Source organism: Microbacterium sp. PMB16, assembly GCF_051294855.1.
GTDB lineage: Bacteria > Actinomycetota > Actinomycetes > Actinomycetales > Microbacteriaceae > Microbacterium.
This window is the reverse complement of record NZ_CP145908.1, coordinates 817,271-830,413: the sequence shown is the minus strand read 5'-3', so window position 1 is coordinate 830,413 and position 13,143 is coordinate 817,271. Positions and strand designations below refer to the sequence as shown.

At 69.6% G+C, this 13,143-nt stretch carries 15 protein-coding genes; 6 read left to right on the top strand and 9 right to left on the bottom strand.

The genetic code is table 11. From position 1 onward, the window contains the following. Positions 1-6: 6 nt before the first annotated feature. From V5D55_RS04015 to V5D55_RS03985, 7 genes are read right to left on the bottom strand one after another with little or no spacing between them, the layout of a single operon-like run. On the bottom strand, positions 7-171 hold the full coding sequence (locus tag V5D55_RS04015) for a hypothetical protein (protein WP_435747909.1): 165 nt from the start codon (positions 169-171) through the stop codon (positions 7-9). Beyond that, complete coding sequence (locus V5D55_RS04010) at positions 168-413, bottom strand: YdeI/OmpD-associated family protein (protein WP_435747907.1); 246 nt, start codon at positions 411-413, stop codon at positions 168-170. Before V5D55_RS04010 ends, V5D55_RS04015 begins: the two co-directional genes overlap by 4 nt. Beyond that, positions 410-736 carry a YdeI/OmpD-associated family protein gene (locus V5D55_RS04005; protein WP_435747905.1) on the bottom strand — a complete coding sequence of 109 codons (327 nt, stop codon included), beginning with the start codon at positions 734-736 and terminating at the stop codon, positions 410-412. Before V5D55_RS04005 ends, V5D55_RS04010 begins: the two co-directional genes overlap by 4 nt. Positions 737-739: 3 nt before the next feature. Next, positions 740-1,549, bottom strand: coding sequence for an HAD-IIA family hydrolase (locus V5D55_RS04000; RefSeq protein ID WP_435747903.1), 810 nt, complete (start codon positions 1,547-1,549; stop codon positions 740-742). A 41-nt stretch (positions 1,550-1,590) separates the two neighbouring features. Further along, positions 1,591-2,223: a metal-dependent transcriptional regulator gene (locus tag V5D55_RS03995; RefSeq protein WP_435747901.1), complete on the bottom strand. Its 633-nt coding sequence runs from the start codon at positions 2,221-2,223 to the stop codon at positions 1,591-1,593. A 28-nt stretch (positions 2,224-2,251) separates the two neighbouring features. Then, complete coding sequence (locus V5D55_RS03990) at positions 2,252-2,551, bottom strand: hypothetical protein (protein ID WP_435747899.1); 300 nt, start codon at positions 2,549-2,551, stop codon at positions 2,252-2,254. A gap of 31 nt (positions 2,552-2,582) precedes the next feature. Next, complete coding sequence (locus V5D55_RS03985; protein ID WP_435747897.1) at positions 2,583-3,848, bottom strand: Nramp family divalent metal transporter; 1,266 nt, start codon at positions 3,846-3,848, stop codon at positions 2,583-2,585. Positions 3,849-3,947: 99 nt separating this feature from the next. On the opposite strand from V5D55_RS03985, the gene V5D55_RS03980 reads away from it, so the two are divergent. Then, complete coding sequence (locus tag V5D55_RS03980) at positions 3,948-4,598, top strand: TrmH family RNA methyltransferase (protein ID WP_435747895.1); 651 nt, start codon at positions 3,948-3,950, stop codon at positions 4,596-4,598. 69 nt (positions 4,599-4,667) lie between these two features. Continuing rightward, on the top strand, positions 4,668-5,135 hold the full coding sequence (locus tag V5D55_RS03975) for a VOC family protein (RefSeq protein WP_435747893.1): 468 nt from the start codon (positions 4,668-4,670) through the stop codon (positions 5,133-5,135). A 115-nt stretch (positions 5,136-5,250) separates the two neighbouring features. Here the strand turns inward: V5D55_RS03975 and V5D55_RS03970 are convergent, their stop codons facing one another. Continuing rightward, on the bottom strand, positions 5,251-6,573 hold the full coding sequence (locus V5D55_RS03970) for an MATE family efflux transporter (RefSeq protein ID WP_435747891.1): 1,323 nt from the start codon (positions 6,571-6,573) through the stop codon (positions 5,251-5,253). 88 nt (positions 6,574-6,661) lie between these two features. On the opposite strand from V5D55_RS03970, the gene V5D55_RS03965 reads away from it, so the two are divergent. The 3 genes from V5D55_RS03965 (at position 6,662) to V5D55_RS03955 (ending at position 10,272) form a co-directional block, all read left to right on the top strand. Beyond that, positions 6,662-7,210 (top strand): DUF1992 domain-containing protein, encoded by a 549-nt coding sequence (locus V5D55_RS03965; protein WP_435747889.1) that lies wholly within the window; start codon positions 6,662-6,664, stop codon positions 7,208-7,210. Positions 7,211-7,235: 25 nt separating this feature from the next. Continuing rightward, complete coding sequence (locus V5D55_RS03960; protein ID WP_435747887.1) at positions 7,236-9,218, top strand: M13 family metallopeptidase; 1,983 nt, start codon at positions 7,236-7,238, stop codon at positions 9,216-9,218. A 112-nt stretch (positions 9,219-9,330) separates the two neighbouring features. Next, positions 9,331-10,272: a serine hydrolase gene (locus tag V5D55_RS03955; RefSeq protein ID WP_435747885.1), complete on the top strand. Its 942-nt coding sequence runs from the start codon at positions 9,331-9,333 to the stop codon at positions 10,270-10,272. Positions 10,273-10,309: 37 nt separating this feature from the next. On the opposite strand, the gene V5D55_RS03950 is transcribed toward V5D55_RS03955, so the two are convergent. Further along, on the bottom strand, positions 10,310-11,749 hold the full coding sequence (locus V5D55_RS03950; protein WP_435747883.1) for an MFS transporter: 1,440 nt from the start codon (positions 11,747-11,749) through the stop codon (positions 10,310-10,312). Positions 11,750-11,809: 60 nt separating this feature from the next. On the opposite strand from V5D55_RS03950, the gene V5D55_RS03945 reads away from it, so the two are divergent. Next, positions 11,810-13,135 (top strand): alpha-hydroxy-acid oxidizing protein, encoded by a 1,326-nt coding sequence (locus V5D55_RS03945; protein ID WP_435747881.1) that lies wholly within the window; start codon positions 11,810-11,812, stop codon positions 13,133-13,135. The last annotated feature ends 8 nt before the right edge of the window (positions 13,136-13,143 follow it).

Genomic DNA, 13,143 nt, shown 5'->3' with positions numbered 1-13,143 from the left:
TCGGCGTCAGCGCTTCTTGTCGTCTTCGTCCCAGGGGCCTTCCCACCAGCCGCCCTGCTCCTCGCCCGACCCGCCGCGACGGCGGGAGCGCACGAACTGCACGATGAAGATCGTCAGCGAGCTGAGCAGGATCAGGAAGACGACGAGGAACAGCACGTCGCTCTGGTTCATGGGCGCTTCCCTTCCGTAGCATCCGCCACGATCTTCGCGATGCGTGCCGATCTCGTCTCCGCCCGCTTCGCCATGGCGATGTGGGTGAGTCCGAGCTTCTTCACCGACTTCGGGAACCGGTCCCAGTTCGCCCGCGCCTCCGGAACCGCATCCAGCGCGGCGGCGAACTCGTCGGGCTCGATCCCCGCCTCCGGTCCGTCGAGCACCGCCCACGATCCGTTGGCCTTCGCGACCTCGATCACGCGGATGCCGCCGGCGCGAGCTGCCCGTCACGCTCGAGGTCGGCGATGCGCGCCTTGTTCGTCGCTGCCCATCCGCTCGCAGGGCGCCGCGGTGAGAACCACTGTCCGACGGTCTGGTCGTCGAACGTGCGTACCGGGCCGTCGATCCAGCCGAAGCAGAGGGCCTGGCGAACGGCATCCTCGTAGCCGACGCCGTCGCGGGCGTTGCCGCGCACGCTCAGCAGCCAGACCCCGGCGGCACGCTCGTGGTTCTCGTCGAGCCAGGAACGCCAGGCCGCAGCATCCGCAGCCCTGACCCGCTCGCCGTCGTCAAGCGCGCCCATGGGTCACTTCGTCTTCACCGTCGTGATGGACTCGGTGATCCGTGGCAGCAGGTCGGCGACCGACTGCACGATCTCGTCCGGGCGGAACGGGTACTTCTCGATCTCGGCCTGATCGCTGATGCCGGTGAGCACGAGGATGGTGTGCAGCCCCGCCTCGATGCCGGCGACGACGTCGGTGTCCATGCGGTCGCCGATCATGCCCGTGCGTTTCGAGTGCGCGCCGATCTTGTTGAGCGCCGAGCGGAACATCATCGGGTTGGGCTTGCCGACGACGTACGGCTCCTTGCCCGTGGCCTTCGTGATCAGCGCGGCGATCGCTCCGGTCGCGGGCAGCGGACCGTCGACGCTCGGGCCGGTGGCATCCGGGTTGGTCACGATGAAGCGCGCGCCGCCGATGATGAGGCGGATCGCCTTGGTGATCGCCTCGAACGAGTAGTTGCGCGTCTCGCCGACGACGACGAAGTCGGGGTTCGTCTCGGTCATGATGAAGCCGGCGTCGTGCAGTGCCGTGAGGATGCCGGCCTCGCCGATCACGAACGCCGAGCCGCCCGGGAGCTGCTGCTGCAGGAACGACGCGGTCGCGAGCGCCGAGGTCCAGATGCGCTCCTCCGGCACGTGCAGGCCGCTGGTGCGCAGGCGCGCCGACAGGTCGCGCGCCGTGAAGATCGAATTGTTGGTGAGCACGAGGTAGGGGATGCCGGCCTTCTCCCACCCGGCGAGCAGTTCGGACGCTCCCGGGATGGCGTCGTTCTCATGGACGAGCACACCGTCCATGTCGGTGAGCCAGCATTCGATGTCGTCTCGTTGTGCCATGTGCACAGCCTAGAGGGACAGGGTGTCGTGCGTCTGGCCGTCTACGCGCTCAACCACACGACGTCCGCCGCGCCTTCGGGCAGCGGGGTCGCGGTGCCGTCGAGCTCGAAGCCGGTCGCGGTGAGTCGCAGGGTCGACGCGACCGTGAGCCCCACGGCCTCCAGTGCGCGGAGCAGCTCGGGATCCCGGTCGTCGACGCGCAGCACGCGGCCCTCATGACCGATGGCGGCGTCCGCGAGCAGCACGAACGGCTCCCGCTCGACGCGGCCCGCTGCGTCGGGGATGGCGTCGCCGTGCGGGTCGAAGCGCGGTCGTCCGAGTCGTTCGTCGATGCCCTCGAGCAGCCGGTCGCTGATGGTGTGCTCGAGCACCTCGGCCTCGTCGTGCACCTCGTGCCATCCGTAGCCGAACTCCCGCACGAGCCAGGTCTCGATCAGGCGGTGCCGGCGCAGCATCGCGAGGGCTCGCTGCGTTCCGGCATCCGTCAACCGCACCGCGCCGTAGGGGACGTGCGAGACGAGCCCGGCGGCGGCGAGCTTCTTCACCATCTCGGTGACCGAGGAGGGAGCGATGCCCAGTTTCGCGGCGAGCACCGACGGAGTGATCGGTGCGTCCTGCCACTCGGTGTGCGCGTAGACGGTCTTCAGGTAGTCGTCAGCTGCGGGGGATGCCACGAGAGCCAGTCTAAATCAGGGGTGGCGTTCAGTTCGCGACGGCGACCAGCACGCCCCAGGCGACCTGTCCGGCGAAGAAGATCACGAGGAATCCGAGAAGGGCGCCCGCCAGCGACAGGCGGCCGTCGAACTCGGGGATCTCAGCGATGCCGAGCTTCCGGGCGCGGAACGAGAGCACGAGCGTGACGATGCCGAGAGCCAGCTGCACCCAGGGGCCGCCGACCGGCAGCACCTGCGGGAATGCGATCAGCAGGCCGCCGATCACGCCGGCAGCGAGTCCGCCCCAGCTGAGGAGGCGGACGGTGCGGCGGGCGGTGTCGACGGACATGACATCGAGCCTATCCGCGCACCGGACCCGTTCAGGCCCCGGTGAGCACCAGCCAGAGCAGGGCCCCGTTGAGTGCGATCAGCAGGACGGAGGCGACGATGCCGGCCGCCGTCGTCCACACCCGGTTGGTCCACGCGCCGAGCGTGCGGCGCTGCGCGGTGAGAGCGACCAGTGGGATCAGTGCGAACGGGATGCCGAACGACAGCACGACCTGACTGAGGACCAGGGCGAGGGTGGGATCGACGCCGATGCCGAGGATCACGAGGGCGGGGATCAGCGTCACCAGGCGGCGGGCGAGGAGAGGGATGCGCACGTGCAGCAGGCCGTGCATGATCTCCGCGCCGGCGTACGCTCCGACCGAGGTCGAGGCCAGCCCCGAGGCGAGCAACCCGACGGCGAAGAAGGTGGCGACGACCGGGCCGAGACCTGCGGCGAGGGCGGCGTGCGCACCCTCCAGTGAGTCGGTACCCTCGACCCCCGCCAGGTTCGCCGCGGCGAGCAGCAGGATGGCGAGGTTGACCGATCCCGCGATCACCATCGCGATCGAGACGTCCCAGCGGGTGGCCCGGAGGAGGCGGCGGATGCGCGAGGTCTCGGTGCGGACGGCCTCATCGCCCACGTGGGCCGTGGTGGCGCCGAACCGGTCGCGGGCGAGGGACGAGTGAGCGTAGATCGCATGCGGCATGATCGTCGCGCCGAGGATGGATGCTGCGAGCAGCACGGATCCGGTTCCCTCGAAGCGCGGAACGAGACCCCCGACGACGCCGGCGGGTTCCGGCGGCGCCACGAAGACTCCGGCGACGAAGCCCACCGTGATGATCACCATCAGCCCGATGATCACGAACTCGAACGGTCGCGCGCCGCGACGGCTCTGCACCGCGAGCAGGATCATCGACACGGCGCCGGTGATCACGCCTCCGAGCAGCAGCGGGATGTCGAACAGCAGATACAGCGCGACCGCGCCGCCGATGACCTCGGCGAGATCTGTCGCCATCGCGACGAGTTCGGCCTGCAGCCAGTAGGCGCGGCGTGCCCAGGGGCGGCGGAGCCGCGTGCCCAGCACCTCCGGCAGGCTCTGTCCGGTGACGACGCCCAGCTTGGCGGAGAGGTACTGGATCAGCCAGGCCATGACGTTTCCGGCGACGACGACCCACACGAGGAGGTAGCCGTACTGCGCTCCGGCAGTCATGTTGCTCGCGACGTTGCCCGGGTCGAGATAGGCGACCCCCGCGACCAGCGCGGGACCGAGGAGCCAGAGACTGCGGGGAGCGGTCGCCCGGGGGGCGGGCATCAGCATCGCAGAATTTTTAGGCACACCGAAACCTTAGCGCGTTCGTCGGTGTGTCAGAAGACTCTCGCGGCGTCGAGCGGACGCATCGACGGATAGCCTGGCCTGATGGACGAGCAGACCCCGGATGCCGCGGCGACGGCAGGAGTGCAACCGGGCTACGGCGTCGGCCCCTGGCCGGGCGGACAGGAGTCCTGGCCCGCGGGCGAGGAGTACGATCCTGAGCTGCTGGCGCTCGGCGACACCCGGAACGTCATCGACCGCTATCGCTACTGGCGCATGGAGGCGATCGTCGCGGATCTCGACACGCAACGGCATCCGTTCCATGTCGCGATCGAGAACTGGCAGCACGACATGAACATCGGGTCGATCGTGCGCAGCGCCAACGCGTTCCTCGCCGACACCGTGCACATCATCGGACGCCGTCGCTGGAACAAGCGCGGGGCCATGGTCACCGACCGTTACCAGCACGTCGTCCACCACGAAGACGTCGAGACCTTCGCGGCCTGGGCGACGGCGGAGGGCATCCCCATCATCGCCGTCGACAACGTCGAAGGTGCCGTGCCCGTCGATCGCGCCGAGCTTCCGCGCACGTGCGTCCTGCTGTTCGGTCAGGAGGGGCCGGGGCTGTCGGCAGAAGCGCTCGCCGCGGCATCCGCCCATATCGAGATCACGCAGTACGGCTCCACCCGGTCGATCAACGCGAGCGCGGCGGCCGCCGTGATCATGTACGAGTGGTGCCGGAGATACGCCGGCTGATCCGACGCGCGAAACCCTCGACGCAGCGATGCCTCGCGCGTAGCGTGAGAGTCGATCGAGGAGGATCTCATGGCAGGCACGGCATCCATCCACCCCTTTCTCTGGTTCGTCGACAATGCGCAGGAGGCGATGGAGTACTACGTCTCGGTGTTCCCGAACTCGTCCATCGACAAGCTGACCCCCTACCCCGACGAATCGCTCAGCGAGCATTTCGTCGGCATGACCGGGAAGGTGCTGCATGGTGAGTTCACGCTGAACGGCACGCGGTTCGGGTGTCTCGACGGTGGGCCGGAGTTCCGCTTCAACGAGTCGGTGTCGTTCATGATCGAGTGCGCCGACCAGGCCGAGATCGACCACTACTGGCAGGCGCTCTCGGCCGTGCCCGAGGCGGAGGCGTGCGGCTGGTGCAAGGACCAGTTCGGTGTCAGCTGGCAGGTCGTCCCGGCCGGACTCGATGTGCTGCAGCAGCGCCCGGCGCAGATCCAGGCGCTGATGCACATGAAGAAGATCGTCATCGCGGAACTCGAGAGCGCGTGAGCGTCGCGCGCTTGCGACGACGTTTCGCGGAGGCGATGACGTTTCGAGGGACAATCACGGCAGAAGGGTCCGCGGATCGTCGGTGGCTCCGCGAAACGTCGCGGGCCCGCCCTATTCAGGCGCTGGCTGACAACCAGCGACCCGACCTGACCCGCCAGCCCAGCGTCGCCAGCCGCGCGAGCAGGTAGATGCCGAAGAACGCCACCCCGAGCCAGACCAGGCCGGCGGCGCCGTCGACGCCGATCGCAGAGATGATCCACAGCGCCGGGAGGAACGGCAGCAGGCTCAGCACGCCCGCGATCGCGAGGTAACGGGCGTCATTCGCCCCCATCAGTACCCCGTCGAGCACGAACACCACTCCGGCGATGGGCTGCGCGACGGCCAGCACGATCAGCGCCGGCTGCACGAGCGCCGCGATCGCGGGGTCGCCGGTGAAGACGATGCCGAGCACACCGGAGAGCGCGGCGATCACGGCGCCCACGATCACGCCGAACCACACGCCCCAGGCGACCGTGCGGCCGAGCACCCGATGCACCTGCTGCTCGTCTCCGGCGCCGAGCTCTTTGCCGATCAATGCCTGGGCGGCGATGGCCAGCGCATCGAGCGCGAACGCCGCCGCGGAGAAGATGGTGAAGACGATCTGCCACCCCGCGAGCTCTTCGGTGCCGATCCCGGTCGCGACGCCCACTGTCACGAGGAGGGCGGCGCGCAGGCTCACCGTGCGCAGGAAGAGCCAGCCGCCGGAGGTGGCGGTGCTGCGCATGCCCGCGCGCTGTGCGCGCAGCGACGCACTGTGCCGGGTGGCCAGACGCTGCACGACCAGCACGTACGCCGCGACCATGCCCCACTGCGCGGTCACCGTGCCTGCCGCCGACCCCGCGATGCCCCAACCGAGGCCGTAGATGAAAAGCCAGTTGAGCAGCGCGTTGACGCCGAAGCCGAGTCCCGCGATCCACAGCGGGGTGACCGTGTCCTGCATGCCACGCAGCAGACCGGTCGCGGCGAACACGATCAGCATCGCCGGGAGGCCCCACATCGAGATGACCAGGTAGTCGTTGGCCTGCGCGGCGACGGCATCGCCCGCACCGAACAGCGACACGAGCCACGGCGACGAGACGGTGCCGACGGCGGCGAGCACCGCGCCGAGGGCGAGCGCGAGCCACATGCCGTTCACACCCACCGACACCGCTTCGCCCGGCTTCCCTGCGCCGAAGCGACGCGCCACGGCCGGAGTGGTCGAGTAGGCGAGGAAGACCATCAGCCCGACGATCGTCTGCAGCACGGCGCCGGCGATGCCGAGCCCGGCGAGCGGGGTCGTGCCCAGGTGCCCGACGAGGGCGGCGTCGACGATGAGGAATGCGGGCTCCGCGATCAGGGCCCCGAGCGCGGGGACGGCCAGGCGCAGGATCTCTCGATTGAGGGAGAGGCGCGCGGTCATCCCTTGAGCCTATGGCGTGGTGCCGACGCCCCGGTCCATCGCGAAGCGGTCATAGGGTGGAGGGAATCGGATGCTGCGGAGGTGCATCATGACGGATCCTCGAGAGGCTGCGGCGCGGTACCGCGCGAAGCAGCAGCACGACGCGACGGGCGATGACGAAGAAGGCGTCGCACCAGGCGCGGGCGCGGCCGTCGATCGGGCGGCCTTCATCGAGACCGCGATCCAGGTCGCGATCCGCCGCGGAGAGTTCGACGACCTCCCGGGTGCGGGCAAGCCGCTCGAGGGCCTCGGCAGCCACCACGACCCGGACTGGTGGATCCGCCGCAAGATCGAGACCGAGAACATCACCGGGCTCGGACCGCCCGCCATCCTGCTGCGCAACGAGGACCGTGAGCTGGACGACCAGCTCGACCTGCTCGGGCGAGAATCCGATGTGCGCGAGGTGCTCGAAGACTTCAACCGTCGCGTGATCGAGGCGCGCCGCCAACTCCAGGGCGGCCCGCCGGTGGTCACGGCGCCGCGCGACGTCGAGGCCACGGTCGCGGCGTGGGCGACGCGCAGGGCTGCCCGCACCGCGGCATCCGCCCCTGAGCCGCAGCGTCGTCGCCGTCGCTGGGGGACTCGCCGGGCCGAATGAGGGAGGCGGGTCATAGGCTGTTCGCATGACTGACGTTCTTCCCGTGGGCCTTGCCCTTGATGAGTTCAGCTCCGACATCCGCCCGCAGGACGACCTGTACCGCCACGTCAACGGCGCCTGGCTCGATCGCACCGAGATTCCGGGCGACAAAGCCCGCTGGGGGTCCTTCCACCTGCTCGCCGAGCAGGCGGAGAAAGACGTCCGGGCGATCATCGAGGAGTCGCAGGATGCCGCCGACGGCACTCTCGCCCGCAAGATCGGCGACCTGTTCGCGAGCTTCATGGACACCGAGCGCATCGATGCCGCGGGCGTCGCACCGCTCGCCGAGACCCTTGCCGAGGTCGATGCGATCGACAGCATCCCGGCGTTCCTGCGCACGGTCGGCGCCTACGACCGCGACGGCCGCGCGCATCTGATCGGTTTCTACGTCGACGGCGATCCGGGCAACCCCGAGCGCTACGTGCCCGTGCTCGTGCAGTCGGGGCTCTCCCTGCCCGACGAGAGCTACTTCCGCCTCGACACGTTCACCGAGACGCGTGCGGCGTACCGCGCCCACCTCGAACGGCTGCTGACGCTCGCCGGCATCGCGGATGCCGCGGCGCAGGCAGACAGCGCCATCGCGCTCGAGACCGAGCTGGCGGGGCACCACTGGGACAACGTGCGCAGCCGCGACGCGGTCGCCACCTACAACCTGAAGACCTGGGCCGAGATCCAGGAGCTCGCGGGCATCGACCTCGCCCCGTGGCGCGACGCGGTCGCCCCGTCCAACCCGGAGGCGTTCGCCGAGGTCGTCGTCTCGCAGCCCAGCTTCTTCGAGGGCCTCGGTTCGCTCCTCACGGTCGAGCGCCTCGACGACTGGAAGGCGTGGCTCCGCTCGCAGGTCGTGCACGCGGCAGCGCCGTATCTGACCGACGACTTCGTGCAGGAGAACTTCTCGTTCTACGGCACCGAGCTCACCGGCGTTCCCACCATGCGCGAGCGCTGGAAGCGCGGCGTCTCGGTGACCGAGGGCGCACTGAGCGAGGCGATCGGCAAGGTCTACGTCGAGCGCCACTACCCGCCGACGGCGAAGGCCGCGATGGACGAACTCGTGGCGAACCTCATCGAGGCCTACCGGCAGAGCATCACGAAGCTGGAGTGGATGACCGCCGAGACGCGCGAGCGCGCGCTCGCCAAGCTCGACGCCTTCACTCCGAAGATCGGCCACCCCGCGGTCTGGCGCGACTACTCGCACCTGGAGATCGATCGCGCCGACCTGTTCGGCAACGTGCGCCGCGCGGCGATCTTCGAGCACGACCGCCACGTCGACAAGGTCGGCAAGCCGATCGATCGCGACGAGTGGCACATGCCGCCGCAGATGGTGAACGCGTATTACAACCCGTCGATGAACGAGATCGTGTTCCCCGCGGCCATCCTGCAGTACCCGTTCTTCGACGCGTCCCGCGATGCCGCTGCGAACTACGGCGGCATCGGCGCGGTCATCGGACACGAGGTCGGGCACGGATTCGACGACCAGGGCAGCCGCTACGACGGCGAGGGACGGCTCCAGGATTGGTGGACGGATGCCGATCGCACGGCGTTCGAGGAGCGCACCAAGGCGCTGATCGCGCAGTACGACGAGCTCGTCCCGGAAGGGCTCGACGCCGAGCACCACGTGAACGGCGCTCTCACCATCGGCGAGAACATCGGCGACCTGGGCGGTCTGGGCATCGCGCTCAAGGCCTACGAGCTGTCGCTCGCCCCTTCGTCGGGCTCAGGGACCGTTGAGGGGCCCGTCATCGACGGCCTCACCGGCGTGCAGCGGCTGCTGCTGTCGTGGGCACAGGTCTGGCAGCAGAAGAGCCGTGACGCCGAGACGCTGCGGCTCCTGACGATCGACCCGCACTCGCCGAACGAGTTCCGCTGCAACCAGATCGTGCGCAACATCGACGCCTTCTACGACGCGTTCGGCGTGAGCGAGGCTGACGCGCTGTGGCTCCCGCAAGAGTCACGGGTGACCATCTGGTGACCAATCACCGCAGTCTGTGAGGCTTCCCCCGGCGGCGGGGTTACGATATCCCTGCCGCTGGGGAGCGCTTCCCCTCCGCATCCCGCAATCCCCATCCCCCTAAGGATCACGCGTGGGCACACCCGAGCCTTTCGAAGGGTTCCACAACACCCCGGCTGCGGCCCCCGCTGACGGACGCCGGTCGCAGCGCGCGAGCAGGAGGCTGCCGCGGCGGGCCGCCATCGGACGTCGATCGTTCACCTCGACACTGCGGTCACTCGAGACGCTGGCGGATGCCGGAGCGCAGGTCTCCGTGCACGTCGTCGACCTCGACAATCATGTGCACGTGCTCGCCGGTGACGACCACGTCACCATGCCGATCGCGGGTCTCGGTGTCGTCCCCCTCCTGATCGAAGTGGCAGCGGGCTTCGAGAGCGGCGCCCTGGATCCGTTCGAGATCATCGACCGCGAGACCGTCGACGCGGTCGAGAGCTCGGGGCTGTGGCGACACCTGCACGCGCCTGCGCTTCCTCTGGAAGATCTGGCCGTGCTGGCAGCCACCGCGGGCGACCCGATCGCCGTGAACGCCCTCCTGCAGAAGGTCGGGCACGACCGCGTGCGCGAGCGCATCGAATCGCTCGGATTGCGGCGCACGGCGGTGCTGGACCGCTTTCGCGATCAGCGCGGCCCCGACGATGCCCCGCAGGTCGCGGTGGGTTCTGCGCGGGAGCTCGCCGGCCTCTTCTCGGCGCTCGTGAACTCCCAGGTCGTCAACGCCGCCGTCAGCGCGCAGGTGTCGGAGTGGCTCAGCCTCAACCAGGACCTGAGCCTGGTCGCGGCCTCCACGGGTCTCGATCCCTTCGCGCACGATCATGATGCGCACGGGCTGCTGTTCGTGAACAAGACCGGGCGGGACCGCGGCGTGCGCGCCGAGGCGGGAGTGCTCGCCGGGCCGCGGGCAGGCGTCGCCTATTCGCTGATCGTCTGCTTCGACGACCTCTCGATCACCCATCGGCTCCGCGCCCACGACGCCTTCCGCGTCCTCGGGGTCGAGCTCATGGAGTACACGCACTGACGCTCTCGCTCAGAGTCCTCGAGCTGGCTGACGGGTGTCAGTTCGGCAGCGACGGATGCTGCTCGGCGCTGTGCTGCCTCGGGATGAAGAGCGACAGCACCACGGCGACGAGCCCCGCCGCGATCGCCAGCCAGAAGCACACCTCGAACGCCGCTCGCGTGGGCACGGCGACGCCGTCGACGTCGACGCTCATCGCGGCGAGGATGCCGCCCATCACGGCGGAGGCGCTCGAGGTGCCGACCGAGCGGAACAGCGCGTTCAGACCGTTCGAGGCGCCGGTCTCATTCGCCGGGACCGACCTCATGATGATCATCGGCATGGCGGCGAAGGTGAAGCCGATGCCCACGCCGATCAGGATGTTGCCGACGAAGATGTGCCACACCTCGCTCGACCAGAGCAGCACGAACAGATAGGCGAGCACGATCGCCGCCGCGCCGACCGTGAAGAGAGGGCGAGGGCCGACCGTGCGCTCGAGTCGCCCGGACAGCGGCGAGATGAACATCATCACCAGACCTGCCGGCATGACCACGAGCGCGGCGCCGACCATGTCGAGGCCGAACCCCGAGCTCGAGGTGGGCATCTCCAGCAGCTGCGGGAAGGTCACGTTCGAGGCGAACAGGGCGAAGCCCATCCCGATGGCGGCGATGTTGGTGAAGAGCACGGCGGGCCGCGCGGCGACGCGCAGGTCGAGCAGCGGGTCCTCGGTGCGCAGCTGGTACCAGCCCCAGATCAGCAGCACGACGACCCCGCCGATGATGCAGGTGAGGGTGAGGGGTGCCGTCCAGCCCCACTCCGCCCCGCGCGAGACGAAGAGCAGGATGCCGGTGAGGCCGATCGCGAGCCCGATGGCCCCGATCACGTCGAGTCGGCCGGGGAAGCGCAGCACATCTTCGGGGATGAGCGCCAGCACCAGGGCGAGTCCGATGATCCCGAGCGCGGCCGCGAGCCAGAACAGCATGTGCCAGTCGGCGTGCTCGGCGAGCAGCGCGGCAACCGGCAGCCCGATCGCACCGCCCACGCCCATCGTCGCGCTCATCAGTGCGACCGCGGTGCCGAGCCGTTCGGGCGGCAGCACGTCGCGCATGATCGCGATGCCGAGCGGCACCACGCCCGTCACGGCTCCCTGCAGGGCGCGGCCGATGATGACGCCCACGATCGACCCGGAGAGCGCGGCGATCAGAGATCCGACGACGAGCAGCGCCAGGAGCACGATGACCACGCGGCGCTTGCCGTACATGTCGCCGAGGCGCCCCGAGATCGGCGTGGCCACGGCGGCGACGAGCAGGGTGATCGTGACCACCCAGGTGGTGTCTTCGCGAGACGCGTTCAGGAGCTGCGGCAGCTCGGCCTGCAGCGGCACGACCAGCGTGAACATGAACGAGGAGCAGAGCCCGGTGAACGCGAGGACTGCGACGATCGCCCATTTCGGCGGGGTGCGGGAGAGGCGCTTCCTGGCTCTGTCGTCGTTCGCACCCACCGACCCAGGCTATCGGCGCCCGCGACATCGGGGGCCGAACCGCCTGACTAACATGTGGTCATGGTCACGAGCAGCGTCGCTCCGGACGATCCCGCCGCCAGCCGCGGCATCTCCCGGCGTACCCAGTCCGACATCTACCGCGCGGGCATCAGCGGGACGAAGCCCACGGTGCCCATCGACACGGACGCGCTGGAGGCGGCCGCCCGCAAGGCGCTGAGCGCCGAAGCCTTCGCGTACATCGCCGGCGGCGCGGGCGCTGAGCGCACGATGGCGGCGAACCGCGCGGCGTTCGGCCGCTGGCAGGTGTGGCCGCGGCCGCTCCGAGACGTCGCGGAGCGAGACCTGAGTGTGGACTTCCTCGGGACGAGGCGCCCGACCCCGCTGCTGCTCGCGCCGCTCGGCGTGATGGAGATGGCGCACCAGGAGGCCGATCTCGCGGTCGCGCGGGCGGCAGCATCCGTCGGTGTGCCGTACACGTTCTCGAACCAGGCCTCGTTCCCGATGGAGCAGGTGGCGGATGCTGCGCCGCACGGCGCGCGCCTGTTCCAGCTGTACTGGTCGGCGTCGGACGACCTGAACCGCTCGCTGCTCGCTCGCGCCGAAGCATCCGGGTGCGAGGCGATCGTCGTCACTGTCGACACGCACCTGCTCGGCTGGCGCACTCGCGACCTCGACCTCGCCTATCTGCCGTTCACCCGCGGGATGGGCATCGCGCAGTACACGAGCGACCCGGTCTTCCAGCGGCTCGTGCGGGAGCGGGCGGCGACGCCGAAGACGGATGCTGCCGCCGTCAAGGTGACGCCGAAGGCGGTCGCCGCGGCGCTCACGATCGCACGGAAGGGCTCGGCGCTCACGGGAGGAGGGTCGCTGCGCGACAACCTGCGCTCGCCGCTGCCTCGGGCGGCGGTCGAGACGTTCCTCGACGTCTTCTCGACCCCTGCGCTCACCTGGACCGACCTCGTCAGAGCGCGCGAGTGGACGAGCCTGCCGATCATCGTGAAGGGCATCGTGCACCCGGACGACGCCCAGAGCGCCCTGGATGCCGGCATGGACGGGATCTGGATCTCGAACCACGGCGGCAGGCAGGTCGACCAGTCGGTACCGACGCTCGACGTGCTGCCAGAGATCGCCCAACGCGTGGCCGGACGTGTGCCGATCGTCTTCGACTCCGGTGTGCGTGGTGGGGCGGATGCCGCCATCGCCCTCGCGCTCGGCGCCACGGTCGTCGCGCTCGGGCGGCCCTACGCCTACGGCCTCGGCGTCGCGGGGGCGACCGGTGTGCGCGAGGTCGTGCGCAACGTGCTGGCCGAACTCGACATCACCCTCGGCCTCGCGGGCCTGACCGCGGTGTCGCAGCTCGATCGGAACGCGCTGCGTGAGGTGTGATCCCGTGT